Annotated in this window: 2 protein-coding genes; one reads left to right on the top strand and one right to left on the bottom strand. The window is 66.1% G+C overall.

Going from position 1 to position 2,292, the window contains the following annotated elements:
* Positions 1-112 precede the first annotated feature (112 nt).
* Entirely contained in the window at positions 113-886 is a 774-nt protein-coding gene (locus AC3AYF_RS20260) for a TatD family hydrolase (RefSeq protein ID WP_295041381.1), read from the top strand.
* Positions 887-902: 16 nt separating this feature from the next.
* On the opposite strand, the gene ygfZ is transcribed toward AC3AYF_RS20260, so the two are convergent.
* Positions 903-1,961, bottom strand: a complete 1,059-nt coding sequence (gene ygfZ / locus AC3AYF_RS20255; protein WP_295041383.1) for a CAF17-like 4Fe-4S cluster assembly/insertion protein YgfZ — start codon at positions 1,959-1,961, stop codon at positions 903-905.
* Between the last annotated feature and the right edge of the window lie 331 nt (positions 1,962-2,292).

The raw sequence follows: 2,292 nt of genomic DNA, 5'->3' as shown, positions 1-2,292 counted from the left end.
CTGCCCGCACTGCTTCATGACGATTCCGGTCAAGGCCACCAAGTGCGGCCACTGCACGGCCGACCTGCCGGTGTCGGACCTCGAGCCGCAAGGGACAGCCGCGACCTGAGCCATGCTGTTCGACGCCCACTGTCACCTCGATTTCGACAGTTTCGACGCCGATCGCGAAGCCGTTTTCCAACGAGCCCACGCGGTCGGCGTTTCGCGTTTCATGGTGCCGGGAACGACGCGCGAGCGCTGGAAGGCGGTGCTGACCCTGGGGAAGCGCGCCGACGTGGTCGTGGCCCTGGGCCTGCACCCCTATTTCATCGCTCGACATGGCGCTGGTGACCTGGAAGCGCTGGAGCAGGCCGTGTCGCATGGTGACCGGCTCGTCGGCATCGGCGAGTGCGGGATCGACGCGAGATTCGGGGCGACGCTGGAGCGTCAGTGGGAGCTGTTCGAGGCCCAGCTCCAACTGGCGAAACGGTATCGACTCCCGGTCATCATCCATTGCGTCCACGCCGACGATCAGGTGGCCAAGCGACTGAAACAGCTCGATCTCCCGGCGCGTGGATTGATTCACGCCTTCGGCGGCAGCCCGCAACAGGCCCGGCGTTTCCTTGATCTCGGCTATCTGCTCGGCTTGGGCGGCGCGACCACCTACGAGCGCGCCAAACGCCTGCACCGGGCGGTGCGGGCAATTCCCGACGACGGCTTCGTGCTCGAGACCGACAGCCCCGACATGCCGCTAGCCGGGCGCCAGGGGCAGCGCAACGAGCCCGCCCATCTCGACGAGACCCTGGCTCGTGTCGCGCTGTTGCGGGGCCAGGATCCCGGCTCGGTCGCTGCCAGCGCCTGGGACAATACCCACCGGCTCTTCCGGCTGGAAGTGGCGTCGACCTGAGTGGACGCCGAGGTCGTCAGGCGGTCACGTTCCCGTCGACGACGGACTCGGGATCGAGACGTTCGAGCGGATAGGGCAGATCGCGCAGCACCAGTCTGCGCCCGCCGACGAACAGTTCCGACTCCTCGTCCTGGCTGGTGTTGAGCACGGCCAGGGCGGGGCACTCCTCTGGAGTGTCGCCGTTCACCGCCTGGAATATCTCGCCCACGCGCTTGGCCTCGGCATTGCGGATCTCATCGCCGATAGCGGGAGGCGAGGTGCCTTCGACGGAGGCGATCCGCAGGCGCCGTTTGACCTGACCCCGGAAATGCGCCCGCGCCACTACTTCCTGTCCGGTGTAGCAGCCCTTGCGAAAGCTGATGCCGCCCAAGGCTTCCCAGTTGATCATCTGCGGCAGGAAGGCGTCGCTGTGATCGGCGGTGAGCCAGGCGATGCCGGCATCGATATCCGCACGCCGCCACAGGGCCGTATCCGCGACGCCGGCAGAGCGGCTCAACGACTCCCACCTTGCCGCGGCCTCGGACGCCGGCAGGATCAGCATCACGCGGGGTCGATCGGCGGGCTGACGCAGGGCAACGGTGCCGTCTTGCTGGGTCATGTGCCAGTCGAGACGGGGCAGGTCGGTCACGCCGGCCGCGCTCGCCCACGACGCCGGGCTCCCGATCATGCCGATCAGGGCCAGGTCCTCGCGATGGCTCAGCTTCACCTTGTAGAAAGGGGCGTATTTCCCAAGCTGGGTCGCCAGCGAAGCGGCCAGAGAGGCGTGCAGCAGCAGCCAGTAGCGTTCGGCGGATACCCTGAGCACTTCGGCATTGGCGATCATGCGCCCCTTCGGCGTGCAGAAGGCTGTCAAGGGCGCGAAGTCGCCATCCGCATGTTCGACGTTGGCGCTCGTCTGGCCCTGCAGGAAGCGAGCCGCGTCGGGGCCGTCGCACTCGAGGATGCTCAGGTGGGTCAGCGGTACCAGATGTTCACCGTCAATGGCGGAACCGTTATCGCCGTTCGGAAAGGCCCAGTCGCGGTCACCCGACTGGCGCCCGCCCAGGGCCGTGAGATGTGCCAGCCAATCGTCCATCCGATTCCTCCTGTGAAAGGGTTGTCGGTACCGGCGTGGAGGGGTACCTGAGTGTGGCGTCTGGCCTCAAGATGGCGGCGATGTCCGGGTATTGCAACGCCAGGTCGCGCAAACGACATGCTAGTCTATGCTGTCTGCCTGAAATCGTCGTGGAAGACCGTTGTGGAGAGCCTCGCATGTCACATATCAATCTCACGCTGAGCGGCGTATCGACGCCGGAAGACCTCAATCGCGTCACGACCGCCCTGATGATGGTGGATGGCGTCGAAAGCGTCGATATCGGCCGGGAGTGGGCCGAGGTAGAAGGGCGTGTCAGTCGCGACGCCTTGAT

Source organism: Salinicola sp. (assembly GCF_982684285.1).
The sequence above is the reverse complement of the archived record's forward strand: the minus strand, read 5'-3'. Positions and strand labels throughout refer to the sequence as shown.